This is a genomic window from Paenibacillus sp. 598K (genome assembly GCF_003851045.1).
In the GTDB taxonomy this organism is placed as follows: Bacteria; Bacillota; Bacilli; order Paenibacillales; family Paenibacillaceae; genus Paenibacillus_D.
The window spans coordinates 1-23,029 of record NZ_BFBX01000015.1 but is presented as its reverse complement, the minus strand read 5'-3'; the positions used below and the strand labels follow the sequence as shown (position 1 = coordinate 23,029).

The 23,029-nt window shown below is 58.9% G+C and carries 20 protein-coding genes and 1 pseudogene; 11 read left to right on the top strand and 10 right to left on the bottom strand.

Going from position 1 to position 23,029, the window contains the following annotated elements; genetic code table 11:
• Positions 1 to 64: 64 nt before the first annotated feature.
• The gene (locus PA598K_RS06370; RefSeq protein WP_128656135.1) at positions 65 to 1,135 is read right to left on the bottom strand and encodes a sugar ABC transporter substrate-binding protein; all 1,071 of its coding nucleotides are present in this window, start codon (positions 1,133 to 1,135) and stop codon (positions 65 to 67) included.
• Between the two features lie 248 nt (positions 1,136 to 1,383).
• Between PA598K_RS06370 and PA598K_RS06365 the strand changes: the two genes are divergently transcribed.
• Complete coding sequence (locus PA598K_RS06365; RefSeq protein WP_128656134.1) at positions 1,384 to 1,995, top strand: peptidase E; 612 nt, start codon at positions 1,384 to 1,386, stop codon at positions 1,993 to 1,995.
• Positions 1,996 to 2,135: 140 nt separating this feature from the next.
• On the opposite strand, the gene PA598K_RS06360 is transcribed toward PA598K_RS06365, so the two are convergent.
• From PA598K_RS06360 to PA598K_RS06335, 6 genes are all read right to left on the bottom strand, one after another.
• A complete protein-coding gene (locus tag PA598K_RS06360) occupies positions 2,136 to 3,440 on the bottom strand; it encodes a S1C family serine protease (RefSeq protein ID WP_128656133.1) in 1,305 nt (434 codons plus the stop codon).
• A 147-nt stretch (positions 3,441 to 3,587) separates the two neighbouring features.
• Positions 3,588 to 4,238, bottom strand: a complete 651-nt coding sequence (locus PA598K_RS06355) for a pentapeptide repeat-containing protein (protein ID WP_185601626.1) — start codon at positions 4,236 to 4,238, stop codon at positions 3,588 to 3,590.
• Positions 4,239 to 4,379: 141 nt separating this feature from the next.
• Positions 4,380 to 5,303: a VanW family protein gene (locus PA598K_RS06350; protein ID WP_128656131.1), complete on the bottom strand. Its 924-nt coding sequence runs from the start codon at positions 5,301 to 5,303 to the stop codon at positions 4,380 to 4,382.
• Positions 5,304 to 5,537: 234 nt separating this feature from the next.
• Positions 5,538 to 5,825 carry a HesB/YadR/YfhF family protein gene (locus tag PA598K_RS06345; RefSeq protein ID WP_128656130.1) on the bottom strand — a complete coding sequence of 96 codons (288 nt, stop codon included), beginning with the start codon at positions 5,823 to 5,825 and terminating at the stop codon, positions 5,538 to 5,540.
• Entirely contained in the window at positions 5,785 to 6,360 is a 576-nt protein-coding gene (locus PA598K_RS38970; RefSeq protein WP_376739038.1) for a glycosyl-4,4'-diaponeurosporenoate acyltransferase CrtO family protein, read from the bottom strand. Before PA598K_RS38970 ends, PA598K_RS06345 begins: the two co-directional genes overlap by 41 nt.
• Complete coding sequence (locus PA598K_RS06335) at positions 6,350 to 7,492, bottom strand: glycosyltransferase family 2 protein (protein ID WP_185601624.1); 1,143 nt, start codon at positions 7,490 to 7,492, stop codon at positions 6,350 to 6,352. The genes PA598K_RS38970 and PA598K_RS06335 overlap by 11 nt, the downstream gene beginning before the upstream one ends.
• A gap of 160 nt (positions 7,493 to 7,652) precedes the next feature.
• Here PA598K_RS06335 and PA598K_RS06330 point away from each other — a divergent pair, with 160 nt between their 5' ends.
• Positions 7,653 to 9,152: a phytoene desaturase family protein gene (locus PA598K_RS06330; protein WP_128656127.1), complete on the top strand. Its 1,500-nt coding sequence runs from the start codon at positions 7,653 to 7,655 to the stop codon at positions 9,150 to 9,152.
• A gap of 114 nt (positions 9,153 to 9,266) precedes the next feature.
• Here PA598K_RS06330 and PA598K_RS06325 read toward each other — a convergent pair whose 3' ends face one another.
• From PA598K_RS06325 to PA598K_RS06315, 3 genes are all read right to left on the bottom strand, one after another.
• The gene (locus tag PA598K_RS06325) at positions 9,267 to 9,635 is read right to left on the bottom strand and encodes a response regulator (protein WP_128656126.1); all 369 of its coding nucleotides are present in this window, start codon (positions 9,633 to 9,635) and stop codon (positions 9,267 to 9,269) included.
• Between the two features lie 68 nt (positions 9,636 to 9,703).
• Entirely contained in the window at positions 9,704 to 11,413 is a 1,710-nt protein-coding gene (locus tag PA598K_RS06320) for a hybrid sensor histidine kinase/response regulator (RefSeq protein WP_128656125.1), read from the bottom strand.
• Positions 11,413 to 12,471 carry an HD-GYP domain-containing protein gene (locus PA598K_RS06315; RefSeq protein ID WP_128656124.1) on the bottom strand — a complete coding sequence of 353 codons (1,059 nt, stop codon included), beginning with the start codon at positions 12,469 to 12,471 and terminating at the stop codon, positions 11,413 to 11,415. Before PA598K_RS06315 ends, PA598K_RS06320 begins: the two co-directional genes overlap by 1 nt.
• A gap of 227 nt (positions 12,472 to 12,698) precedes the next feature.
• Between PA598K_RS06315 and PA598K_RS06310 the strand changes: the two genes are divergently transcribed.
• From PA598K_RS06310 to PA598K_RS06270, 9 genes and pseudogenes are all read left to right on the top strand, one after another.
• Positions 12,699 to 13,739: a LacI family DNA-binding transcriptional regulator gene (locus PA598K_RS06310; protein WP_128656123.1), complete on the top strand. Its 1,041-nt coding sequence runs from the start codon at positions 12,699 to 12,701 to the stop codon at positions 13,737 to 13,739.
• A 287-nt stretch (positions 13,740 to 14,026) separates the two neighbouring features.
• Positions 14,027 to 15,322 (top strand): ABC transporter substrate-binding protein, encoded by a 1,296-nt coding sequence (locus PA598K_RS06305; protein ID WP_128656122.1) that lies wholly within the window; start codon positions 14,027 to 14,029, stop codon positions 15,320 to 15,322.
• A 71-nt stretch (positions 15,323 to 15,393) separates the two neighbouring features.
• Entirely contained in the window at positions 15,394 to 16,275 is an 882-nt protein-coding gene (locus tag PA598K_RS06300) for a carbohydrate ABC transporter permease (RefSeq protein ID WP_128656121.1), read from the top strand.
• The gene (locus PA598K_RS06295; RefSeq protein WP_128656120.1) at positions 16,268 to 17,098 is read left to right on the top strand and encodes a carbohydrate ABC transporter permease; all 831 of its coding nucleotides are present in this window, start codon (positions 16,268 to 16,270) and stop codon (positions 17,096 to 17,098) included. Before PA598K_RS06300 ends, PA598K_RS06295 begins: the two co-directional genes overlap by 8 nt.
• 22 nt (positions 17,099 to 17,120) lie before the next feature.
• Positions 17,121 to 18,371, top strand: coding sequence for a Gfo/Idh/MocA family oxidoreductase (locus tag PA598K_RS06290; RefSeq protein ID WP_128656119.1), 1,251 nt, complete (start codon positions 17,121 to 17,123; stop codon positions 18,369 to 18,371).
• A 6-nt stretch (positions 18,372 to 18,377) separates the two neighbouring features.
• Positions 18,378 to 20,360 carry an alpha/beta hydrolase family protein gene (locus PA598K_RS06285; RefSeq protein ID WP_128656118.1) on the top strand — a complete coding sequence of 661 codons (1,983 nt, stop codon included), beginning with the start codon at positions 18,378 to 18,380 and terminating at the stop codon, positions 20,358 to 20,360.
• Positions 20,357 to 21,619 carry a Gfo/Idh/MocA family protein gene (locus PA598K_RS06280; protein WP_128656117.1) on the top strand — a complete coding sequence of 421 codons (1,263 nt, stop codon included), beginning with the start codon at positions 20,357 to 20,359 and terminating at the stop codon, positions 21,617 to 21,619. The genes PA598K_RS06285 and PA598K_RS06280 overlap by 4 nt, the downstream gene beginning before the upstream one ends.
• Before the next feature lie 65 nt (positions 21,620 to 21,684).
• A complete protein-coding gene (locus PA598K_RS06275) occupies positions 21,685 to 22,425 on the top strand; it encodes a 6-phosphogluconolactonase (RefSeq protein ID WP_128656116.1) in 741 nt (246 codons plus the stop codon).
• Positions 22,426 to 22,461: 36 nt separating this feature from the next.
• Positions 22,462 to 23,029: pseudogene (locus PA598K_RS06270) on the top strand (N-acetylglucosamine-6-phosphate deacetylase); the annotation flags it as partial.

The window sequence follows — 23,029 nt, the reverse complement described above, 5'->3', positions numbered from 1 at the left end:
GTGGCTGACTTTGTTGGAAGTCAGCCTTGCCTACTATAGTTGGATTGCAGCGCGCAGGTTCATCCTACTTGCCTGATGCCTGCTTGAGCTCCTTCATCCAGTCTTCTTCGAATTCGTCCGTCTTGCCCCAGCCAGGGATCAGCTCAGCCAGATTGACCATGTTGACCGGCTCTGTCGATTGGGACAGCGTCTCCACGTCGATCAGCTTCGCGTCCAGGCTGTACTCTGCCGGCGTCTCCTCGCCCTTCATCTTTTTGGCGAGCAGCCGCATATTCACCTCGCCGATCATCATCGGATCAACCGCAGCTGTTGCGACCCATGGACTGTTCTCCTCCTGCATCAGCTGCAGGTCGGCGTTCGAGACGTCGATGCCATAGATTTTGATCTCGTCGCGTCCGGCTTCCTTGATCGCCCGGGCAGCGCCGATAGCGAACGCATCCCAAGTTGCGAAGATCGCATCAATCTCGCCCTTCGGGTGCTTGGTCAGCATCGCGGCAACCGCGTTTTGCGTCTGCACCGAGACGTCGCCTGCCGCCGTGCCGAACCGCTCGACCTCCGACCAGCCCGGGTTTTGCTGCAGCATGTCCTGGAACACCGCATTGCGGCGCACCATCGGCGGGAAGCCGTCTACCCACAGATAGACGATCTTGGCGTCGTCGCCTTGCTCCTCTTTCAGGCGATCAAGCGCCAGCTGCGCCAGGGACTCGTCCTTTTGCGAGGTCAGGGTGACGCCTTCGACAGTCGCCAGATCCGAGGTGGAGTCAAAGGCCACTACCGGCACGCCGTCCGCGACGAGCTTCTGTACAGCTTCTACCGTTGCGGGATCATCGCCATGCGAGAGGATGATGCCGTCGTAATTCGAGGATGCCGCTTGCGCCAGCGCATCGTGGAATTTGGTCGAATCGCCGTTGGCAGCAAACGTATCGACCTTGTAGCCGAGCGCTTCGCCTTCTTTTTTGGCCCCCGCCAAAAATTGAGCCGTATGATCGTCGCCGCCGATTTTACGGATGACCATGACGCGTTTGTCTTCATCCCCCGCCTTGTCCGATCCGTTGTCCGATTGGCTGCAGCCGGTTACGAACAAAGCAGCTGTCAGCAGCAGCAAAGATAATTTTTGAAATGGTGCTCGTTTCATCTCTTTGTGTCTCTCCCTTTTTCTGTTTATACAAGTAATCCTATAGGAAATAAAAAGAATCGTCAACGATTACTTTTTTTCGACATTTATTCACATTCGGCGCCACAAGGTCTTATTTTACCAAACTTCTTGTCCAGTTGGAATCCTTTCTTCATGGGACGAAGCTTCAAATGTCGAAAATTACTAGAATGTTCGGGAGTGTGGTATTCTATAAGCCGATAGATCAACTTAAGGAGCGAGACGCCGAAATGAAAAAGCTGTTTCTGGTCTCATCCTTTATGGATGTGGCCGATTTACTCCCTAAATTCGAACGTCAACTGAATGGAAAAACCGTCACCTTCATCCCGACAGCAAGCAAGGCGGAAGAGATCGTATTCTATGTGGATAAAGGTCGGCAAGCGCTTGAGCGCATGGGATTGATCGTGGAGGATTTGGAATTGTCTACCGCCTCGCCTCAAACGATAAGCGTTGCCCTTAAGCGCAATGACTACATTTATGTAACGGGCGGAAACACCTTTTACTTGCTGCAAGAGATGAAACGTACGGGCGCGGACAAGTTGGTGATCGAGGAAGTTCAGTCCGGCAAGCTGTATATCGGGGAATCGGCCGGCGCAATCATAACCGCTCCGACGATTGACTATGCTCAGGAAATGGATGATAAAAGCAAGGCGCCTCACTTAGAGAGCTTTGACGCTTTAGGTCTGGTCGACTTTTGTATCGTGCCCCATCACACCAACCCTCCCTTCGCAGAAGCGGCGCAGACCATCCTGGATCGTTATGGCGCAACCTTAAGCCTGGTCCCGATTAGCAACCAGCAAGCCGTTGAAGTCCGCAATGACGACTATATCGTCACACCGTAGCAAATAGACTCATCCGGCTGCCTGGAGGAGAAACCACAAGAGAATTGGGTCCGCACGCTACGCAAAGACGCTCTCAAAGCCACTAGGAATGTGGAATGAGAGCGTCTATTGTATTATGAACATCCGTGTGCAGCGATAAATTAGCCCATCGTCGCGGCCTGACTCCGATCGCCGATGCGAACGTCAATCGTCAGCTGCTGATCCTCGCGCTTCACGGTCAGCTTCAACTCATCGCCGACACCGGCATTCTGGATGATCGAGGTCAGATCCTTGGCGCTGCCGATCTTCTCCCCGTTTGCTTCGACGATGATGTCGCCTGGCTGCAAGCCGGCTTGACCCGCCGGATCTCCAGTCTGCACATAGGCAACGCCCACGCCTTCATCGTCCGCGAGGCCCAGATTGCCGCGCATCTGAGACGTCAAATCCTGCAAGCTCACACCGATGTAAGGCGACGGGATCGGCGTATCGCTGAGCAGGTTATCCAGCACTGACTTAATCGTGCTGGTCGGGATCGCAAAGCCGATGCCCTGTGCCTCGCTGCTGACTGCGGTGTTGATGCCAATCACCTGGCCGTTCATGTTCAGCAGCGGCCCGCCCGAGTTGCCGGGATTAATCGCCGTATCCGTCTGCAGCAGATGCTTGTAGTTGCGCGTGCCCTCCTGATCGGGGATGCTGATCTCCCGCTCGCTGGCGCTCAGCACGCCGGTCGTGACGGTATAGTCGAGGTCATACGGATTGCCGATCGCCACGACCCATTCGCCAATTTTCATCTGATCCGACTCGCCCAGCTCCAGATAAGGGAATGGCTTGTCGCCCTGGATTTTCAGGACGGCCAGATCCAGCTCATAGCTGCTGCCAACAACTTGGGCGACGAACGGCTCGTCATAGCCCTGCAGCTTCACTGTGACCTTCTCGGCGCCATGGATGACATGCTCATTGGTCAGGATATAACCGTCGGCATCGAACAGAAATCCAGTGCCGAGTCCGCTCTCTGCGAGCTCGCCTTGCGACGAGTTGCTCTGCATGCCGTACCAGTTGACGCCGCCGCCCCCCTGCCGGGTTTCCGCGCCAATTCGTACGACAGCCGGACCTGCGTTCTCCGCAATATCAGCGATTGAGCTTGTACCGACGGCGGGATTATAAGAAACATTCTTGACCTGCGCGCTGCCTCCCCCGGCGCTCGTCGGACTGTCTCCCGTAAACAGATTATAATGATCGGAGGCGAACATCAGACTGCCGATCAGCAGCGCGCCCGCCATAAAAGCCGGGAAGATGCCGCGTCCGCGGGAGCCGTTGCTACGCGGCCGTCCAGGCGATGTGCGCTTGACCGCTTCCAGCGTCTGACTGCCGTCCAGCGGCGAGTAGACCTCATATACCGTGCGTTCCTCCGACCGTTGCTCCTGTACGTCCCGCTTCATCTCATCGTTTGGATAGCGATTGTCCATCTTGCATCCCTCCGTATTGGGTTCATTAATGTGGTTCGTTGTTCATAGATTAACGTCCCAGTCTGAAGCCAATATGAAAGGAAGCTTATGCAAGATTAAATCTTTGCTGAAAACAAGCTTAAAAGTCCGCCGAGCGTCCAGCTGTCCTCAATCGATAATCAGGCCGAGCAGCGGCGCGAAAGCAATCGCCTGCGCCGGAGCGATCCGGCAGCCTTGCAAATCCCCAGGCAGGGCGTCGATGGCGCTGAACTCGCAGCTGCTCAAATCCATCCCGGCCAGCTTGACGCCAGTCAACTGCATCTGGTCAAGGTTGGATCGGGTCATCGACACCTCGGCAAAAGAAGCCTGATAAGCATCGCCGTTCACCAGCGAGCAGCCCTCTATCGTCACCCGCTTCAGATCCGCATAACGAAGATTAATATATCGCATATCGCAATTGTCAAAAGCAATCTGCCGCAGCGTCGCCTCCGACAAGTCCAGTCCCATCAGCTTGCAATCCCGGAATGCCACGCGATGCATCACCGCGCCGCTCAGATCAAGATTGGACAGATCGCAATGCTCGAACAATACATCCACCCATTCGACTCCCTCTGGTCGGAGAGCGGTCGCATCGACATGCCGAAAATGATACGAATCGATCGTCGCCTTGCCTCGTAGCTCCCCCTCCAGCCGTTGGTTTTGCAGGCTGCCTCGCTCCACATAACCTTCCTGGGCCAGTCGAGCCACCATTTCCTCCGCCGATTGCTCCTCAAGCGAGTCTGGCAGTCGCGGCTGATCTGCTTTTTTACTGTCCTTCATCCTGTTCCCCTCCCGGCAATGACTGTCGACAGACGGGCTGACGCACGCTCGCGTACGTCGCGCCAATCCTGTCGCATGCTCTGCCAAGTATATCATGATTCGAGAGGAACGGTCGCGCAGATTGCATCCCGGATCGATGGATCAGGTCACAGACTCCTCCTCCGGCAGCTCTCCCTGGATCATCCCCGGCACCTCGCGCGGCGTATACTCGATCAGCTCACTGGAGTAGACCGTGACGAACATCTTGCCATGCACCGACAAGGCCTTGATCAGCACCGGCTGATTGTAGTCGTTGCGGAAGCTGAAGTCCGGGCCGCCCCAGCTCACCGTCGCATCGCGCCCGGCCAGCACGTACGGCACCCGCTTGCTGTGCGAATAGCGCTCGATGATCTTGAGCCCCGCCCGATCGACGGCATTGTACAGCGTCGAGGACACCTGGCAGATACCTCCGCCTACTCCCTCCGACAGCTCGCCCCTGACGATGATCGGTGCCGGCTTGTAACCCCGATCCGGAGTCCGGATGCCGACGGTGCGATTAAAGGAGAATAGCTCGCCTGGGAAGACGACCGTCCCGTCGATCGCCCTTGCAGCCAAATCGATATTATGGGAGCGGCTTTTGTTGCGTGAGTTGAAATACGTCGCGTAGTAGCCGATCGGCTTTTCCCGGATGGCTGCCAACAGCTCGCCATCGACGCGCGGGTACAGCTTGATGATCGGCAACTGGAGCGTCTGGCCATGATCCCCTTCCCGGTAGTAATGAGCGGCAAACCACTCGTAAAACCGGCTTCCGTCCAGCTTCTTGCCGACGCGTTCCGCACGGATCGAGCCGTCCGGGCCAATCCTGGCATTGTCGGGAGGCATGTATACCTGCTTGGCGATACGCTCGGATAAAGCTTCAACCCGGCCCATGTCCAGCATCCGCAGGCCAGGCAGCGCGTAATCGCGCTCCTTCACTTCAATGATCTGTTCGTCCGGCAGACGGATCTGCCACTCCTCCGACGGCACTGCAAAAGGATTCGCCAACACAAGTCCCGCATGCAGCGCCAAAACAGCCAGCCAAGACATCGTCCTGTACGCCTCCTCGCTCGCAGCACGATGACCGCACTGCATGGTTCCAATGATGGTATTATGAGTCGCCAGACGCATAATATACAAGGCGAGACGACGCATCATAGAGCAATGGTTAACGGTGCATCGCAGATCGAGACGCGTCGTCTTGGCACAGGCATGACGACGCGCGCAAACAGCCCCTCAGCGTAAGCTGAGGGGCTGGGCTATCGGTGATATCAGTTGCAACATCTACCGGACATCCATCTGGATGTCCTCGGTCTCCGGGTCGAAGGTAATGTGGAGGTCCCGGTTGTCGAGATACCAAAGCTGATCTTGCTCTATAAAGAAGTTGACGCCTTCGACCTGCGCCTCTAGGCCAGGCTGTCGCGGCTCTTCGCGCATAACCCCAAGCGAGAGGCCAGGGACGACGCTGCCGCAGCCCCCCATCCGCACGAATAGTCGCACATGATCGCCCTCGCTCAACGCCAGCTCTTGCTTATACCAGCTCGCTGCCTTCTCCGCTACGAACAGTTTCATGAGTACCCGCTCCCTTCGCGTCATGCCGTGACTTTTCTTCTCCAGTATAGCATAGTCGATCCCGCACGCCTATGACGCGCAGAAGCCGCGCCCGATTATACCGTTGGACGATAATGCAGGGCAGGTTCCCCGCCAATAGCCAGATCGTCACCACGAGCAGGCCGTCGGCGGTGTTCCATAAGCTGAATAGCGGTAGCGTGAGCAGCATGACCCAGTGCGCCCATTCGCCGCGCCGCGTCTCCGACGCGAACAGAAGCAAGTAGGCCGGAGATCGCGAGTCCAGCCGCGCCTTAGGGAAGCCTCTGCGGAACCAAGCGCCGCCATCGGGCAACAGAGGCTTCCAAGACCGCACCCGCAGGAGCCGCTCATACAACCGACCTCCTCGCTCAAAAGTCCGAATATGCGTCAGCCAGCAGTCCCTGACGAACCATGTCGACGACGCGTGTGTCGATGCCCAAGCGACGAGCAGATGCAATAGTCCCAGTACCAAGCCGTTAAGCAGCCAGACCAAGCCAGAAGGAGGATCAGCGAACATCGACCGATCGTCCCTTCCAGCTCACGCGACGCACGATATAGGAGCGCAAGAGCGCATACGCGAACAGCCCGAAGAAAAAGAGGAGGAACAACGGATAAAACAGGCTCGTATACGTACGAAACGAACCTGCCGTGCGTCCGGCCAGCCTGACGCTCAAGCATGCGACGCCATATCCGGCAGCGGCAGCGGTCGCTGCGTAATACTCGCCGGCAGCCAGCAAGCCGGGGATGGCCATCGTCTGTAGCGCACAGCCGAGCAGCGCAGCCATCCACACCGAGCTCAGACCCAGATAGACCGGATGAGATGCGCCGGCGCCGATCGCAATGCTCTTCGTCCAACCGCGCAACAGCTCTGGCCAGCCCTCCGGATACATGCGGAATCGCAGCGCATCCGCCAGTATCCCCCCGCTGACCTCCCTCCCCGTCTGGCGGAATCGCTCGCCCAGCTCCAGATGCTCCAGCACCGCCCCGCGTACGGCGCGATGGCCGTCCACGCTATCATAGTCGCAGCTCCAGCAGGCGGCGCACGGTCCGAAGGCGCGCCTACGTCCAGGGAGCGGACACAATGCGCCGCTGCCTGCCAGCACCGCTATGTTGAAGAAGAGCGACCACTGCTCGCGAAAGGTAGGCGCTTTATGATAGGGCTGCAGCGTCACCCACCCGCCTTGTCTGCGCAGCAGCGCGCCGATCCGCTCCACGAACCCGGGCTCTGGCTGCGTGTCGGCATCCAGGAAGATATACCAGGCGCCACTTGCCGCCTGTGCGCCATTCCAGCATGCCCATGACTTGCCCTGCCAGCCTGCCGGCAACGGCGGCGCCTGGACGACGCGCGCGCCCCGCTCGGATGCCGTGCGAGCCGTATCGTCTGTTGAGCCGTCATCGACAACGATGATCTCCATCCGTCTGCACCCTTGCAGCCGCAGCATCGGCAGCAGACGCTTCAGGTTGCGAGCTTCGTTGCGCGCGGGGATGATAATCGACAGCGGCGGCATGAGCGGCTCCGAGCGCGAGGCCCTCGCTCCGCCAAGCTTGCTTCGTCGTCCTCGGCCGATCTGCCAGCCCGTCCTCCCGCCGAGCAGCACAACACCAAGGGCAGCGCCTGCTGCGTGCATTATCCCTATCCAATCAGCCATCTTCTGTCCTTCCTTCCTGCACAGCTCGCGCTGATTTGTCATGACCCTGTATGATATGAGGCAATCCCGTCCACAATGGATAGTACTGGAAACCTATCTCAGCTTATGAATCTACCAGACAGTATCGACCAATCCCTCATTATCAAATCAGGAGGAACCGATGAAAACAAAAAAAATCATCGTCATCGGCGGCGGACTAGCCGGTCTGTCAGCCGCTATCCGATTGCGCGCCGACGGCCACGAGGTCATCGTGCTGGAGAAAAACGAACGCGCCGGCGGCAAGCTGAACATTCGTCAAGGCAAAGGATACCGCTTCGACACCGGTCCATCGATCTTGACGATGCCCTGGGTGCTTGACCAGCTCTTCCAGGCTGCCGGCCGCAGACTGAAGGATTATCTCAAACTGATCCGCGTCGAGCCGCAGTGGCGCGCACTCTACCCGGATGGCAGCCATATCGACTTGCTCGGCGACCTGCCGGCCATGCTCGAGCAGATCGGCGAGCTGTCGCCGCGCGATCGCAGACAGTTCATCCCGTATCTCAACTACTGCCGCAAGCAATACGAATTAAGCACCAAAAGCTTCTACGCCCGCAGCTTGTCCGGCCTGTCGGACCTGCGGCAGCAGCACAGCCTGAGGGAGTTGCTGGCGATGGACCCGCTCAAGACGATGGCGCAGACAACCGAGCAGTACATCGAGCACCCGAAGCTCCGTCAATTGTTCAACTTCCTGATCATGTACGTCGGCTCTTCGCCTTACGCCGCCCCCGCCGTGCTGTCGCAGTTGATCTACGTACAGATGGGACTCGGCATCTACTATGTAGACGGCGGCATGTACAATATCGCCCGAGCGATGCTGCGTCTGCTGGACGAGCTCGGCGTAGAGGTGCGCACGTCCTGCCAGGTCGATGAAGTACTGGTCGAGAATGGCCGGGCGGCAGGGGTGCGGATCGGCGACGAACGGCTGCAGGCCGATATCGTCGTCAGCAATCTGGAGGCGATCCCGGCGCATCAGACGATCCTCTCCGGTCATTCGCAGAGCTCCCGCATGGTCAAGCGGCTGTCCAAGTTCGAGCCGACCGTCTCTGGTCATGTGATGCTGCTTGGCGTCGATCGTACATACGATCATATGAAGCATCACAACTTCCTGTTTGCCGAGAACGCGGCGCTGGAGTTCGAGGAGCTGTTCGTCAAGAAGCGTCCTGCCGCAGATCCGACCATCTATGTCGGCATCTCCTCCAAGACCGACGCCTCGCAGGCGCCGGAGGGCAAGGAAAACTGGTTCGTGCTCACCCATGTGCCGCCGCTCGCGCCAGGCGAGAGCTGGGAGCGCTGGCGCGTGCCGTACCGCGATCTCGTGCTGGACAAGCTGGAACGACTCGGAGCTACAGGCTTGCGAGAGCATATTGAGTGGGAGCATACCTTCCTGCCGGACGATCTGCGCACGCTGTACGGAGCCAATGGCGGCTCCATCTATGGCACGGTCACCGACCGCAAGCTGAATGGCGGCTTCAAAATCCCACAGCGCAGCCCGATGCTCGACAACCTCTACTTTGTAGGCGGCTCCACTCATCCGGGCGGCGGCGTGCCGATGGTGACGCTGAGCGGCCAGTTCGCAGCCGACCTGATCCGTGAAGATCTCGCCAAGTCCGATGTCATCTGAAGACCGGGCGAACGACAATAACCCCGGAGGCACGGCATCTTAACAGAAGATGCCCCGCCTCCGGGGTTATTGGTTTGCTATCGCAAGAGTACATGCAACACGATACGAGCGCGGTTACGCCGTGCCAAGCGCCTGCTCGATCTTGCCCAGCAGACGATCGAGATCGATCGGCTTCGTATCAAAATCGTCGCATCCCGCCTCCAGCGCGCGTGTCTGATCGGACTTCATCGCATGCGCCGTCAGCGCGATGATCGGGATATGCGCCAGCTCGGGGTCCGACTTGATGCGCCGCGTCGCCTCCAGACCGTCCAGCACAGGCAGACTCAGATCCATCAGGATCAGATCGGGGCGGCGGCTGGCTGCCAGCTCCACGCCTTGCTGCCCATCCTCGGCCAGCACCACTTCGTACTCTCGCCTGCGCAGACGGCGGGAGAGCATGTTGCTGTTTAGTTCATTGTCTTCCACGAGCAGTATGACCTTCATGCGTGCCATTCCTTCCCTTTTATCATCTACAGATTGGATACCGTGACCGTAGGCTTTTTTTCCACAGTCTAATCCAAACAGGCTTTGATCTCCTCTAATAGCTGCGAACGGTTAAACGAGCCCTTCTGGATAATATCCTTCACCAATCCGTTCAGCTTGTTGCGATCCTCGGCGGTAATCGTCTTGGCGGTCAGCACGATGACAGGAATCCGGCCGAGCTGCTCGTCGTTGCGCAACTGAGCGATAAACTCAAAGCCGTCCATCTCCGGCATCATCAGATCGAGCAGGATCAGGTCGGGCTGCTCGACCTCCAGCTGCGCCAGCGCCAGTCTGCCATTGTCCGCCTTGCGGGCCTTGTAGCCCTCGCGATGCAGCATCCGCGTCATCATCTCGCTTGTCGTCTCATCGTCCTCGATGACGAGCACCGAATGATGCTCACGATCGACGATGAACCGATCCATCACCTCGATCAAGCGGTTGCGGTTGACAGGCTTGGTCAAATATTCAGCTGCGCCAAGCGAGTAGCCAAGCTGTCGATCGTCTGTCAGCGAGAGGATGACGACCGGGATATCCGCCAACTCCGGGTCGCTCTTCAGCTCGGCGAGCACCGCCCAGCCGTCCATGCTCGGCATCAGGATATCGAGGCAGATCACTTGCGGCTTCAGAGCTCGCGCCATGCGCAGTCCGTCCCTGCCGTTCGTGCTGAAGGCCAGTCGCCAGCTCTCAGCCGCCAGCAGCCGCTCGATCAGGACTCGGTTATCCGGCTCGTCGTCGATGAACAGGATACTGACGCCAGCCTCCCCCGCCGGCACCGCCAGCTCCTCCAACGTATCCTCCTCGGTCACCGTCTCGACAGGTTCTGTCAAAGCCATCTCCAGCAGCTTCGCAGGTTTTGCGGGCAGCCAGCAGGTGAAGGTGCTGCCTGCGCCAGGCTCGCTGGTCACATCGATGCGTCCGTCCATAATCTCGCAGAACCGTTGGCTGATCGACAGCCCAAGGCCGGTTCCGCCGTACTTGCGCGTCGTCGAATTGTCGGCCTGGACGAAAGGCTGGAACAACTGGTCGAGCTGCTCCTTGGAGATCCCAATGCCGGTATCTGATACGATGAAGGCATAACCGGGCACGCCTTCTCTTGCTTCCCGGCAAATTTCGAAATGAATGGTGCCGTCCTTAGTGAATTTGATGGCATTCGTCAACAGATTGATCAGGATCTGTCTCAGCTTGGTCACATCGGTGGTCATTTCTCCACTTGTGAGGTTCAGCTTCAATTCGTTTCCGCTGCGTTCGAGCAGCGGTCGAAGCGTCGCCATCACATCCTCGATCAATTCCTCGACCCTATAAGGTTCATAATAGAGATCCATTTTGCCGGACTCGATCTTGGAAATATCGAGGATGTCATTGATTAGGGCGAATAGATGGTTGCCGGAGCGATTGATCTTCTGCAAATCCTCGGCCAGCATCGGCTCCCCGAGCTCGCGCGCCTCGTCCATCAACAGCTCGCTATAGCCGATGATCGCATTAAGCGGCGTCCGCAGCTCGTGACTCATGTTGGCTAAGAACTGGCTTTTGGTCAGGTTCGCCCGCAACGCCTGATCATGCGCTCGCTTCAGATCGGCTGTGCGCACGGTTACCATGTCTTCAAGATGGCCTTCGAGATGCTCCAGCTGCTGCTCCAGCTCCCGTATCCGCTTCAGCTGCTCAGCCTCCCGTTGCTCTGCGTCGATGCGCAGCGCACGCTCCTGTGCCAGCTCTTTTTGCAATTGTGCCCAATCATTCATTATACGGATTCCTCCAACGTCAGATCATTGACGGAACGGACGATAGCCAGGAAGGCATCGACGACCTCTGGATCAAAGTGGCGCTCGCGCTGGTTGATGATTTCGGCCGTGGCCTCTTCAGGCGACCAGGCTTTTTTGTAGGGACGCTCATGCGTCAAGGCATCATAGAAGTCTGCCAATGCGACAATCCTTGCCTCCAACGGGATCGCGCGGCCGCTGAGACCTTGAGGATAACCGCTGCCATCCCATTTCTCGTGATGCGAGCGGGCAATCAGACCGGCAACCTTCAACACCTCAAACGAGCTGGCCTGCAAAATATTGAATCCGATCGTTGTGTGAGCCTTCATCCGCTCCAGCTCGCTCGCATCAAATCGGCCCGGCTTGAGCAGCAGCTCGTCGGGAATGCCGATCTTGCCGATATCGTGTAGGGGGGCAGCCGTCTCGATTAGCTCGATCGTCTTCTCGGGGAGCCCGAGCTGGGCGGCGATCAGACCGGACAGCCTGCCTACTCGCTGCGTATGCTGACCGGTCATATCGTCCCGATACTCCGATGCGCGACCGAGCAATTGCAGGATTTCGAGCTTGGCCTGCTGCAGCTCGGATGTCCGCATCAGCACCCGTTCTTCGAGCGTACTCTTCTGTGTGCTTAGCTGCAGGTGCAGGAATCGCGTCCGCAGCAAATTATTGATCCGCAGGATCACCTCTGTACGGTCCACCGGCTTGGTAAGGAAGTCATGTGCGCCCGCTTGCAGCGCCTTCTGCTTCGCCTCGCTCGTCACATCCGCCGTGATGACCAGCACAGGCAGATATTGATCCTTGCCGCTCTGCTCGCGGATCATCCGCAGCGCCTGCAAGCCATCGATCCCGGGCATATGCCAGTCCAACAGGATAATATCCGGCTGAACTTCTTTGATGACATCAATGATATTTTCGGGCTCTACAAGCGGCACCAGCTTGTTGAACCCGGCACGACCGAGGATGCGTTCCAGCAGTCGGATATTGTATTCCTGATCGTCTACGATCAGGATGGTAGCCGCACCGATCCGTTCGTTTTCCATTGCTCGTTCTCTCCCTATATCTTTCTAAGGTGCATGGTCTGGCCTTCGCTTATATATGTACAGAACCGCTCTCTCATACTATATAACGGCTTTTTGATGTCAGATATTAATTTTTTTGTCGAATTTCAAGAGAGGAAAAAGAAAAAAAGTGATGACTCGCACAATCGATCGGATTATGGTAGGATAGAAAACAATACAGAAATCGATTACTTAACGAGGTGTAAGCCATGAAAAGACCGGTCACCATTCACGATATCGCGAAACTGGCCAATGCCTCCGCAGCCACTGTCTCCCGCGTGCTCAGCAACAGCAGCTATCCCGTCAGCGCCGCCATGCGCGAGAAAATTATACGGATCGCCAAGGAAGCAAACTATATCCCCAACATGCTGGGCAAGCAACTGAAGACGAACTCTAGCATGACGATCGGCGTCATCATCCCATCGATTAGCAACCCATTCTATTCCTCTGTTATCCTCGGTGTAGAGGAAACAGCCCGTGAGCATAATTATCATGTCATCGTATGCAATTCCTTGCAAAACCCCGACCTCGAGCTTATGTACCTGCAGACGATGGCAGAAAAACAGGTCAAGGGCATCATCCTCTCCTCGATCGCCCAGGATACGACGTTGCTCAAAGGTCTGCTGAAAACTGGCATGCAGGCGATTGCCATCGACCAGCGGATCGACGAGGACGAAATCTCGCAGATCGAATTCAATTACGCCAAGGGCGGTTATATGGCTACAAAGCATCTGATTGAGCACGGCCATACCCAGATTGGCTATGTCACCTCCGAGCTCGACCGTCACAGTCGAACGGAGATTTATCAAGGCTACCTGAAAGCGATGGATGAAGCCGGCCTGACGCCAGTTGTCGAGGAGGCCAAGGCGTCGGAGGTGGCGTTTGGGGCCAGCTTTGAGTTCAATAGCGGCAAGCGGCTGGCTGCACAGCTGCTAAAGCGGCGCAGCGAGTTGACGGCGATTTTTGCGTGCAATGACGTGATGGCGTTTGGCGTAATCCACGAGCTGTCTTCGCGGGGACTGCGCGTGCCCGCCGATATGTCCGTGATCGGTTTCGACGGCATCGAGTATGGCGAGATGATCCATCCTCCCTTGACGACGATCAAGCAGCCAGATCACGAGATGGGTATCCTTGCTTGCAAGCTGCTGCTCGACAAGCTGCAGGACAAGGACAGCTCGCAGATGTCCGTCATGCTGCAGCCGCGCCTCGTCGAGCGGGCATCGATCACCTCCGTTGCGGGAAACCTCTAGTTTCCCGCCTTTTTACCAAGAGATAGCAATCGGTTTCTAAACGTATTGATTACCCACTTTTCCTCCCCTTTAAACGATGAAAGCAATGTGTAAGTTTTGGTATTTTCAAAAAAAACGCTCATTCCTCCGGTATTTGCAAGCGTTACCTGTATGATTAGCTAACATTAACCGATTTTTATTTTTTGAGAAAACGTTATCTTCGAAAAAATAATGCTGGTTTGTTCACATGGATCATGCTATACTCTCGTTAAAGAAATCGATTTCTGTCGAAACTGGGAGGTTCAAACATGAAAAAAACAGGTAAGCTTGCCCTCGCATTAACGCTGTCCGCCACACTGTTGTCCGCCTGCACGCTGTCCAACAGTGGCAACGAGCCCGCGCCCGAAGGCTCCACCGTTCGGCTGAAGCTTGGCCTGCCAGGCAGCTACGAAGTGACCAGCAAAGAGATTATCGACGGGTTCATCGCCTCTCACCCCCACATCAAGGTCGAGATTCAGGAAGCGCCTTGGGGCGACTTTACGAACCGGATCGCCACACAGATCGCCGGCAACACGATGCCGGATCTATGGTTCCAGGAAAATGCGGTCATCCTCGGCTATGGACAGCGGGGCGTCGCTGAAGATCTGGCGCCTTATATCGAACGCGATCTGAGCGCGGACGACTACATCGATACGCTGTTCGCCGCCAAAACGCCGGAAGGACAAGTATGGGGCGTGCCGCATGGCGCCAACCCGATCGCGCTGGCCTACAATAAGACGCTGTTCGACGAAGCGGGGCTCGACTACCCGACGGACGACTGGACCTTCGCCGATCTGATCGAAGCATCCAAGAAGTTAACCCGAACAGACAGCAACGGCAACCCTGAGGTGTTCGGCTTCATCGGCTCCAGCTCGATCACGCAAGGCTGGTTCCCGTGGATCAAGCAAGCCGGCGGCATGGTGCTAGACGAGACGCTGACGAAGTCGCGCTTCGACGATCCGAAGACGGTCGAAGGCTTGCGCCAGCTGCGCGAGGGTATCGCCGAAGGCTACTTTACCGATGCCGACTCGATCACTGCGTTCGGCGGCGAGCTGCCAGCCTTCGGCTCGGGCAAGGCGGCGATGTTCTTCCTGCAGTACAGCACGCAGGTGACGATGAACAGCGAATTCCCCGATACCGACTGGGATGTCGTCAAGATCCCGCGCAGCGTCGACGGCGAGCGCTACGTGCCGACCATCTCGAACTCCTGGCTGATCTCCTCGCGCGCCACGCAGGAGTCCAAGGACGCAGCCTGGGAATTCCTGCAGTACTATCTCGGCGACGAAGCGCAGGCGATCATCGCCGAGAGCGGCTCCGCCCTGCCGGTCAAGCAATCGGCGCTGGCGCTGCTCGAGGAGAGCGACACCAAGCCGGCCAACAAGCTTGCCTTTACCGACGGGATCGCCGAAGGCGGCGTCACGATGGATGAGAACGCCTCGTGGAACGAATGGCGGATCGCCGTCCAGCAGATCGTCAACGAGATCGTCAAAGGCACCGTAACGCCGGAAGCTGGAGCCAGCGACATCCATACCAAGGTGCAGGACATCCTGGACAACCAGAACTAATCTATGCGGGCCTATCGTTAGACGGGGCGCCCCCCGTCTGACGAACCCAACAGCGAAAGGTTGCGGTCATCATGCACAAGCAAGGCTATTGGGGTTATATTTTCACGCTCCCCTTCCTTATTAATTTAGTGGTCTTCGTTTTTTTTCCGATTGGGTTCTCCGCGTATATCGCCTTTACCCAGTGGGATCTGTTTAATCCGCCGCGCTGGGTCGGGCTGGACAACTGGATTCGGACGCTGAGCGATCCGCCGTTCTGGATTTCGGTGCGCAATGTGCTCGTCTTTGCAGGCATCTTCGTACCGCTCCAGACGTTGTTCGCCTTTATTATCGCGTATCTGCTCAACCAGTCGATCCGAGGCAAGTCGCTGTTCCGACTCTTCTACTTCATGCCGGTCGTTACGCCATGGATCGCCGGCGGCATCCTCTGGGTATGGCTGTACAACTATCGGTTCGGCCTGATCAACTGGCTGCTCGGCAACGTCGGCATCGATCCGGTGCATTGGCTCGACAACAAGCACTGGTGGGTCGTCATCGCCAGCGTCGCGATCGCCAACGTCTGGAAGGGCATCGGCTCCTCGATGATCCTATTGCTGGCCGGCATGCAAAACGTGCCCAAGGAGATGCTGGAGGCTGCCGCGATCGACGGCGCGACCCGCTGGGTACGGCTTACCCGGATCATCTTCCCGCTCGTCTCGCCGATGCTCTATATGGTCATGATCCTATCGACGATTGCGGCATTTCAAGCCTTTGACGTCTTCCTCGGTATGTTCGGCTCGGTGACGGCCGGCATCCCGGAGCAGCATATGGTTACCAATCTGATCATCTATCGCGACGCCTTCCTGTTCTTCAAGATGGGACCGGCCTCGGCGATGGCCTGGCTGCTGTTCGTTATCATCCTCTCGATCACGCTGTTCCAGCGCTACTTCGAGAAAAAGTGGGTGCACTATGACTGAGAAACCGACGCTGCTCAAGCAGATTATCGTCTATACGCTGCTGACGCTGGGGGCCATCGTCATGGCGTTCCCGTTCGTCTGGATGCTCTCGACCTCGCTGAAGACGCTCGGCGCCGTCTCGCAGCTGCCGCCCCAGCTCATCCCAGACCCCGTGCAGTGGTCCAACTACGAGACAGTATGGAACCGCGTCAGCTTCGGACGCTACACGCTCAACAGCGTGTTCATCGTTACCGTCGATTTGATCGGTACGCTGATCTCGTGCGCCTTCGTCGCCTTCGGGCTGGCGATGTACAACTTCAAGCTGCGCAAGCCGCTTTATCTGATGATGCTAGCCACGCTGATGCTGCCGTTTCAGGTTACGCTGATCCCCAGCTACTTCATCTGGAAGTCGTTTGGGATGTTGAACAGCTATTACCCGCTCATCCTGCCTTCGTTCCTGGGCGGCGCGTTTGGCATCTTCCTGATGCATCAGTTTTTCAAAAGCTTGCCGCGCGAGCTGTATGAAGCCGCCGTCATCGACGGCTGCCGCCCGCCGGGTATTTTCTGGCGCATCTATATGCCGCTGTGTCGGCCGGCGCTGTCGGCGCTTGGCGTCTTCACGTTCATCGGCGCCTGGAATAATACCGTCGGGCCGCTCATCTACCTGCAGGACCGCGAGCTGTATACGCTGCCGCTCGCTCTGCTCTATCTGAAGTCCGACACGCAGAATACCGCCATGTTGATGGCCGCTGCGGTCATCGTCACTCTCCCGGTCGTCGCGGTCTATCTGGCGGCGCAGAAGCAATTTGTCCAAGGCATCGCTTCGACCGGTCTGAAAGGCTAACTAGCGAAAGGAGTCCGTTCCCATGAAAAAAACGTACGCGCTGGTCGGAGCCGGCTCGCGCGCCTACTATATGTTTGCGCTGCCGATGGTGTCCGACGAACTAAACAGCTATGTCCAACTGGACGGCGTCTATGACAAAAACCGCAAACGCGCCGAGCTGCTGAGCGCAGCTTGCGGAGGCGTGCCGGTGTATGACAGCTTCGAGGCGATGCTCGCCGGGGCCCGCCCCGATACCGTCGTCGTCGCCAGTACAGACAGCACCCATCATACGTATATCATCGCTGCGCTCGAAGCCGGCTGCGATGTCATTACCGAGAAGCCGATGACAACGACTGGCCCTTATGCAGCGGCAATCCTCGAAGCGGAGCGACGCACTGGCCGGACCGTCACCGTCACCTTTAATCTGCGGTTTGCGCCTTACTTTGCCCAGGTCAAGTCGCTGATCGCTGCAGGCGAGATCGGCGAGGTGCAGCATATCGCCCTGGAGTACTATCTCAATCGCATCCACGGCGCCGATTACTTCCGGCGCTGGCATGCCGAGATGGCCAACAGCGGCGGTCTGCTCGTCCACAAGTCGACGCATCACTTCGACATTATTAACTGGTGGATGGACAGCCGGCCCACCGAGGTCCATGCCTACGGCGGTCGCCGCTTCTACGGTCCGACCCGCGAGGAACGCGGCGAGCGCTGTCTGACCTGCGATTATCAGGATCGCTGCGATTTCTACCTCGACATCCGCCAGGACGAGTTCATGGCGAGCCGCTTCCTGGAAGCCGAGCAGGAGGATGGCTACCTCCGGGACCGCTGCGTCTTCGATGAGCGCATCGACATCTACGACACGATGTCGGTCCACGTCCGCTACGACAGCGGCTCGCTGCTCACGTACTCGCTCCTCGCCTTCAGCCCCGACGAGGGGTGGCGAGCTACCGTTACCGGGAGCAAAGGCAAGCTGGAGCTTGCCAATCTGTACAGCAATGCCGATCTGAGAGGCGAGTCGACGAGCGAGATCCGCCTGCTCCTGCCTGGACAGCCTGTACGGACGATCGAGATCGATACCGGCGCGGACGGCCACGGCGGCGGAGACGCCAAGCTGCGAAGCATGCTGTTCGGAGAACCGGGAACGCCAGACCCGCTCGGACAGCAAGCGGGCAGCGAGGCTGGCGCCTTATCGCTCCTGATCGGCGCGGCCGCCAATCTCTCGATTGAAGAGCGTCGTCCTGTCGCGATCGATGAGCAGATGGGCGCTGCCGTACCGGCCGGCGAACGGAGGTGAGCTGGGATGCTAACGCTGCAAGAGCTGGAGCAGACGATATTCTCGCTCTATGACACGCGCGATCAGCTGAAGCGCTTCGTCTTTGACCGTGCCGACGAAGCCTTCGCGCGCGGCGATGCCGCTCGCGACAGCCTGGAGACTGCAGCGGCCGTCCGTGAACGGCGCAACCGGATGCGGGCCGCCTTCCTGGAGGCGATCGGCGGATTGCCGTCTTCGGATACGCCGCTAGCTGCACGTACGACCGCCACCCTGCGCGAGCCCGGACTGACGATTGAGAATGTGCTATTCGACGCCCGTCCCGACCATCCCGTCGCCGCCAATCTGTACATCCCGGAGGGCGCTGCGCAGCCGGAAGCTGCCCTGCTCTTCCTCTGCGGGCATGAGCCGGGCAGCCGGTTCAGCCCGCTCTACCAGCGCGTATGTCGGCAGTTGGCTGCAGCAGGTCTGATCGTGCTCGCGATCGATCCGATCGGTCAGGGCGAGCGGCTCGGTTACCCGTTGACCGAAGCGGGCGATAGCATCTTCCAACCAGGCACCCATGAGCATCAGCATGTCGGCGCTCAATGTCTGCCGCTTGGCGAATCGCTCGCCCGCTACTTCGTCCACGATGCGATGCGCGCCGTCGATTACCTCTGTTCTCGTCCAGAGGTTGACCCGCAGCGTATCGGCGTCACAGGCAATTCGGGCGGCGGCACTCAGACATCGATGCTGATGGCCGTCGACGATCGGCTCGCCGCCGCCGCTCCAGCCACCTTCATCATGAACCGTCAACAGTTTATGCATGCAGGCGGCGTCCAGGACGCGGAGCAAGTGTGGCCGGGGCTCACCGCAGCCGGCTTTGATCACGAGGACCTGCTGCTGCTGTTTGCGCCGAGGCCGCTCCATGTGCTGGCCGTCAGCTCCGACTTCTTCCCGATCGAGGCGACGCAGCGCACGGTGGAGCGCGCGCGCAAGTATTGGCAGCTCGAGGACGCGGAGTCCTCGCTAGAGCTGACTGTCGACGATTCGACGCATAGCTATACCGTGCGGCTAGGCAAGGCAGCGGCGGCGTTTTTCTCGCGTGTGCTGCTCGGTCGTCCGTACAAGGCCTCGACGGAGATCGCCGTCGACGCGCTGCTGCCGGAACAACAACTATGGGCGACTGCTTCCGGGCAGGTGCTCGCCGACTACCCGCAGATGGCAACGGTTCACCGCGCCAACATTTCCCGCGCTCGGGAGCTGGCGGACCTGCGTCGCGGCCGCAGCAGCGAGGAAGCGCTGGCATGGCTCGGTCGCCGTCTGCTCGAGCCGCGCCGCCCTGCCCGCCTCGGCACGCGCAAGGTGCCGCTTGGAGACTGCGGCGATGCGGCCGCCGAGTACCGTCTCTGGTGGTCGCAGGAGGGCGTGATGAATAGCGGTATTCTGCTGACTCCGCGCGCTGGCGCTGCTGCCGGGCCTGCGATCATCGGTCTGTGGGAGGGCGGTTCGACCTTGCTGGCTGTCCATGAGGCATGGATCGCCGAGACGATCGCCAGCGGCCGCTCGGTATTCGTGTTTAATCCATCCGGCGTCGGGCCGCATCTGCCCCACCCGATCCACGGCCAGGCGCAGCTTGATTTTTTTGGCGTCGTACACAAGCTTGCGGACGACCTGCTCTGGCTCGGCGATTCTCTGGCGGCGATGCGCGCTTACGATGTCATCCGTTGCGTCGACATGCTGCTGCAGGATGCGTCGCTGCGCCCCGAGGCTCGGGTCGAGATCCGCACCCATGGCCGTTATGAGCTGTATGCGCAACTTGCGTCGGCGATCGACCGCCGGATCGGAGCGGTCTACCCGGAGGCGGGGATCGGACGGATCGAGGACTGGGTATGCGCCGAGCATTATGAGGAGCGCGACAGCATGAGTCTGATCCTGCCGGGCATGCTGCGCTATTTTGATCTCGATGAGCTGGCGCGCTGGCGCGCACAAGATACTACGACTACCGAACAGAGAGAGGGAGATACGAGATGAAACCGATAACCGTCACGCTGATCGGCGCCGGCATGCGCGGCATGATCTATACCGGCTACGCGCTTGCCAAGCCGCATGAGCTGCAGATCGTCGCCGTCGCCGACCCCGACGAAGGCAAGCGCGAGCTGTGTCGGGAGCGCTACGGGATCGCCCCTTCCCGCTGCTATGGCAGCTGGGACGAACTGTTCGCCGGTCCCCGCGTCTCCGATGCCGTCTTCATCTGCACGCAGGACCGCGACCATTACGAACCGACGATGAAGGCGCTGCAGGCAGGCTATCATGTGCTGCTGGAGAAGCCGATGTCGCCTTCGTGGGAGGAATGCGTGGCGATGGCCCGCCAGGCTGAGCTGAGCGATCGCGTCTTTGCGATCTGCCATGTGCTCCGCTACTCCCCTTTCTTCCAGACGATCAAGGGGTTGTTAGACGAAGGACGGATCGGCCGCCTCATGTCGATCCAGCATAACGAGAACGTCGGCTATTGGCATCAGGCGCATAGCTATGTCCGCGGCAAATGGCGACGCGCCGACGAGGCGAGTCCGATGATCCTCGCCAAATCCTGTCACGATATGGACATCATCCAATGGCTGGCGGGTACGGAATGTCTGAGTGTGGCCTCTTATGGCCATCTGTCCCATTTCCGTCCCGAGGATGCTCCGCCCGGCGCGCCGCGCTATTGCATGGATGGATGCCCTGTCGAGGACAGCTGCGTCTACTATGCGCCCAATATCTATCTCAAAGAAGACGGCGGCTGGAAGGCCGCATCGGTATGCGAAGATCCGAGCTATGAAGCCCGGTATGCGGCGCTCCGACACGGCCCTTACGGACGCTGTGTCTACTATTGCGACAATGACGTCGTCGATCACCAGGTCGTCAGCCTGTCGTTCGCCGAGGACATTACAGCCGTCTTCACGATGAGCGCCTTTACCAAGGACTCCAGCCGCACGCTGAAGCTGATGGGGACGCGCGGCGAGCTGCGGGCTACGATGGAGAGCAACGAGATCGAAGTAACGCTCTTCGGCTCCGGCAAGACGGAGAAGACCACGCTCACCGACCCGGGCGGCCATGTCGGCCACGGCGGCGGCGATCTGCGGCTCGTCCGCGACTTTATCCGCTCGGTCAGCCAGGCGGGCGAGCATACATCGGCGACCTCAGCGGCCGCCTCGGTGCAGAGCCATCTGATGGCCTTCGCCGCCGAGCGCTCGCGCCTCGAGCAGCGCATGGTGCAGCTCCGCGAGTATGCGACTGTCAACAATGCTTGATGAGGTTTGGCGCAACGCTTCACGTGACAGCATAGGTTTACTATACTAAGGAGGACTGATTTATAATGCAAATTCATATTCACGATACAGCCGAACAACTGGGGGCCCGCGCGGCCGAAGCCGCCGAGGCGGTCTTGAAGGAGATTATCGCCGAGCAGGGTTACGCCCGGATCGCCCTGTCGACCGGCGCCTCCCAGTTTCCCTTTATCTCCGCCTTCGTCACGCGCGATCTGCCGTGGGAGAAGATCGAGATGTTCCATCTCGACGAATACATCGGCTTGCCCGAGTCGCATCCGGCCAGCTTCCGCAAATACTTGAAGGAACGATTCCTGGACAAGGTGCCGCAGCTGACGAACTACTGGCTCGTCGACGGCGAGCGCGACCCGAGCGCCGTCATCGAGGAGCTGAATGCCGAGATCAGCCGTAAGCCGGTCGACCTGGCGCTGATCGGGATCGGCGAGAACGGTCATATCGCCTTCAATGATCCGCCCGCCGACTTTGACAACCCTGCTCCCTACAAGATCGTCGATCTCGATGACGCGTGCAAGCAGCAGCAGGTCAACGAAGGCTGGTTCGGCTCGCTGGAGGAGGTGCCGAAGCAGGCGATTAGCATGACAGTGCAGCAAATCCTGCGCAGCCGCCAGATCATCTCCTGCGTCCCTCACGCCGCCAAGGCGGCAGCGATCCGCTCGACGCTCGAGCAGACAGTGGACCCGCAGTTCCCGTCCACGATCCTGAAGACGCATCCGAACTGGCAGCTCTATCTCGACAAGTCGTCGTCCGCCGACAGCATCGCATGGGCCTAATCGACGAAGACGATGATCAACAAGGAGGAATCCCCTATGCGCTATGAGGGCCGACGTCCCGATACGGGAGAAGCTGTCGAGCTGGAGGTGCGCGGCGAGACAATCGCCGCGATCCGTCCGCTGGAGGACCAGATGCGCCAGCTCCCCTGGCTCTCGCCAGGCTGGATCGATCTGCAGGTGAATGGCTTCGCCAGCTACGACTTCAACAGCGAGCACGTAACGGCCGACGATATCGAAGGCGCGACGCGCGCCCTCCATGCCCGAGGGGTCGCTGCGTACTTGCCGACGATCATCACAGGCTCGGACAACAGGATCAAGCAAGGCCTCGGCGCGCTTGCTGACTACTGCGAGTCTGGCGGCTACGGAGCCTCCTCGCTGCTCGGCATCCATCTGGAGGGGCCGTACCTCTCCAGCGAGGACGGCCCGCGCGGCGCTCATGACCGCGCGCATACGCGCGATCCGGACTGGGAGGAGTTCCAGCGCTATCAGGAGGCCGCGAGGGGCCGTATCGTCATGGTGACGCTCGCTCCCGAGCGGCCGGGGGCGATCCCGTTCATCGAGCGGCTCGCCGCCGCTGGCATCGTGCCTGCGATCGGCCATACGA

Coding starts and splice junctions, on each gene's coding strand:
- PA598K_RS06370 (WP_128656135.1), bottom strand. CDS start 1,135: ATGAAACGAGCACCATTTCAAAAATTATCTTTGCTGCTGCTGACAGCT.
- PA598K_RS06365 (WP_128656134.1), top strand. CDS start 1,384: ATGAAAAAGCTGTTTCTGGTCTCATCCTTTATGGATGTGGCCGATTTA.
- PA598K_RS06360 (WP_128656133.1), bottom strand. CDS start 3,440: ATGGACAATCGCTATCCAAACGATGAGATGAAGCGGGACGTACAGGAG.
- PA598K_RS06355 (WP_185601626.1), bottom strand. CDS start 4,238: ATGAAGGACAGTAAAAAAGCAGATCAGCCGCGACTGCCAGACTCGCTT.
- PA598K_RS06350 (WP_128656131.1), bottom strand. CDS start 5,303: ATGTCTTGGCTGGCTGTTTTGGCGCTGCATGCGGGACTTGTGTTGGCG.
- PA598K_RS06345 (WP_128656130.1), bottom strand. CDS start 5,825: ATGAAACTGTTCGTAGCGGAGAAGGCAGCGAGCTGGTATAAGCAAGAG.
- PA598K_RS38970 (WP_376739038.1), bottom strand. CDS start 6,360: ATGTTCGCTGATCCTCCTTCTGGCTTGGTCTGGCTGCTTAACGGCTTG.
- PA598K_RS06335 (WP_185601624.1), bottom strand. CDS start 7,492: ATGGCTGATTGGATAGGGATAATGCACGCAGCAGGCGCTGCCCTTGGT.
- PA598K_RS06330 (WP_128656127.1), top strand. CDS start 7,653: ATGAAAACAAAAAAAATCATCGTCATCGGCGGCGGACTAGCCGGTCTG.
- PA598K_RS06325 (WP_128656126.1), bottom strand. CDS start 9,635: ATGAAGGTCATACTGCTCGTGGAAGACAATGAACTAAACAGCAACATG.
- PA598K_RS06320 (WP_128656125.1), bottom strand. CDS start 11,413: ATGAATGATTGGGCACAATTGCAAAAAGAGCTGGCACAGGAGCGTGCG.
- PA598K_RS06315 (WP_128656124.1), bottom strand. CDS start 12,471: ATGGAAAACGAACGGATCGGTGCGGCTACCATCCTGATCGTAGACGAT.
- PA598K_RS06310 (WP_128656123.1), top strand. CDS start 12,699: ATGAAAAGACCGGTCACCATTCACGATATCGCGAAACTGGCCAATGCC.
- PA598K_RS06305 (WP_128656122.1), top strand. CDS start 14,027: ATGAAAAAAACAGGTAAGCTTGCCCTCGCATTAACGCTGTCCGCCACA.
- PA598K_RS06300 (WP_128656121.1), top strand. CDS start 15,394: ATGCACAAGCAAGGCTATTGGGGTTATATTTTCACGCTCCCCTTCCTT.
- PA598K_RS06295 (WP_128656120.1), top strand. CDS start 16,268: ATGACTGAGAAACCGACGCTGCTCAAGCAGATTATCGTCTATACGCTG.
- PA598K_RS06290 (WP_128656119.1), top strand. CDS start 17,121: ATGAAAAAAACGTACGCGCTGGTCGGAGCCGGCTCGCGCGCCTACTAT.
- PA598K_RS06285 (WP_128656118.1), top strand. CDS start 18,378: ATGCTAACGCTGCAAGAGCTGGAGCAGACGATATTCTCGCTCTATGAC.
- PA598K_RS06280 (WP_128656117.1), top strand. CDS start 20,357: ATGAAACCGATAACCGTCACGCTGATCGGCGCCGGCATGCGCGGCATG.
- PA598K_RS06275 (WP_128656116.1), top strand. CDS start 21,685: ATGCAAATTCATATTCACGATACAGCCGAACAACTGGGGGCCCGCGCG.